We start from the raw sequence: 1,492 nt of genomic DNA, 5'->3' as shown, positions 1-1,492 counted from the left end.
AGTTTTTAACTATATCTTTTAAAGCGTTGATATGATCAATTGCTGCCATAATGCCATAGTTTTGATATTCATTATTTGGTGGGATAAAGGTTGAAGTAAAGATGGCTTTATAATTATTATCAAGTTTGTTTTCAGCCTTTAGTTCATACAAGGTTTGATTTAAAATTTCATAATAAGCTTGAGCATTATTGATGGATAGATTATAGGTATTGATATTGAGTTTTTCTAAGCAAGATTTTAAATTAGGTAAGTCTAATCCTGTAAAAGAAGTTATCGCACTATATTCTTCATCTAAACTTTTTCTCATGCAAAAACAATGATAAAAAACATTAACCACAGCTACATCAAAATTTTTAGCTAAATATTCTCTATCAAAATCTAAAAAAGATATATTAGCATTAGCTCCAAAATCACCTATGATAAAAACTATAGCTTTTATATCTTTACTATCATCAAAAGTAATTCTATACTCAAGCTTACTTTCTCTTTTTATATTAAGTTCAACATCATCACAAGAATTAATTTTATAGGATTTGTTAATTAACATAGTAAATCTTTTTGTAAAAATAAGAAACAATTATACTCAAACTTAGTAAAATAAAGTTTTAATTTTGAAGGGCAAAAATGAAAAATCTTTGTATTATTCCAGCACGTGGAGGAAGCAAAAGAATTCCTAGAAAAAATATTGTTGATTTTTTAGGCAAACCTTTGATTGCTTATAGTATAGAAAATGCTTTAAATTCAAAACTTTTTGATGAAGTTATTGTTTCAAGTGATGATGATGAGATCATAGAAGTAGCATTACAATATGGAGCAAAAGTTCCTTTTAAAAGAGATGAAAGCTTAAGTGATGATTTTACTTCAAGTACGGCTGTTATACAAAATGCCATTAAAGTTTTAGCTTTAAAAAATCAAAATTATGATAATGTTTGTTGTCTTTATGCAACAGCGCCTTTGATTGATGAGAAAATTTTAAAAGATGCTTATGAAATTTTTACTCAAAATGAGAGTAAATTTCTTTTTGGTGCTACTGAGTTTGCATACCCTATACAAAGGGCATTTTACTTAGATGATAAACAAAATGTTTTTATGTTTGATGAGGAATATTATAATAAAAGATCACAAGATTTAATCAAAGCTTATCATGATACAGGAACATTTTATTTTGGAAAGAGCAAAGCTTGGCTTGAAACTAACTTTATGTTTAAGTCTTATTCTAGTGTTTATGTATTGCCTAGAACTTTGGTATGTGATATAGATACTCCACAAGATTTAGAATTTGCTAAATTGCTGTTTAAAAGGAATCAAGGATGTTTATAAAGAATTTAAAAGGATTTAAATATCCTGATATGGAAATTGTAAGATGGTTTTTTAAAAATAAACTTGATACTTTAAAAAATGCGAAGGTTTTAGAATTTGCTTCACACAATGGCAACAATTTAAGCCTTTTTGCAAATTATGATTATGAGTGTTTAGGTGTTGAGCTTAGTAA

General features: G+C 26.7%; 2 protein-coding genes and 1 pseudogene. 2 read left to right on the top strand and 1 reads right to left on the bottom strand.

Annotated features, from left to right (window positions below; genetic code table 11):
• Window positions 1–547, bottom strand: a 547-nt coding sequence (locus JG677_RS08095) for a DUF2920 family protein (protein ID WP_200286127.1), incomplete at its 3' end; no start/stop codon positions are given.
• 77 nt (window positions 548–624) lie between these two features.
• Between JG677_RS08095 and pseF the strand changes: the two genes are divergently transcribed.
• Together pseF and JG677_RS08085 are read left to right on the top strand one after the other, a co-directional pair.
• Window positions 625–1,320, top strand: coding sequence for a pseudaminic acid cytidylyltransferase (gene pseF / locus JG677_RS08090; RefSeq protein ID WP_200286125.1), 696 nt, complete (start codon window positions 625–627; stop codon window positions 1,318–1,320).
• A pseudogene (locus JG677_RS08085) lies at window positions 1,311–1,492 on the top strand (class I SAM-dependent methyltransferase); the annotation flags it as partial. The gene pseF and the pseudogene JG677_RS08085, both read left to right, overlap by 10 nt.

It is taken from the genome of Campylobacter sp. TTU-622 (genome assembly GCF_016598965.1).
In the GTDB taxonomy this organism is placed as follows: Bacteria; Campylobacterota; Campylobacteria; order Campylobacterales; family Campylobacteraceae; genus Campylobacter_D.
This window is presented reverse-complemented; position numbering and strand designations above follow the sequence as displayed.

Coding starts and splice junctions, on each gene's coding strand:
- pseF (WP_200286125.1), top strand. CDS start 625: ATGAAAAATCTTTGTATTATTCCAGCACGTGGAGGAAGCAAAAGAATT.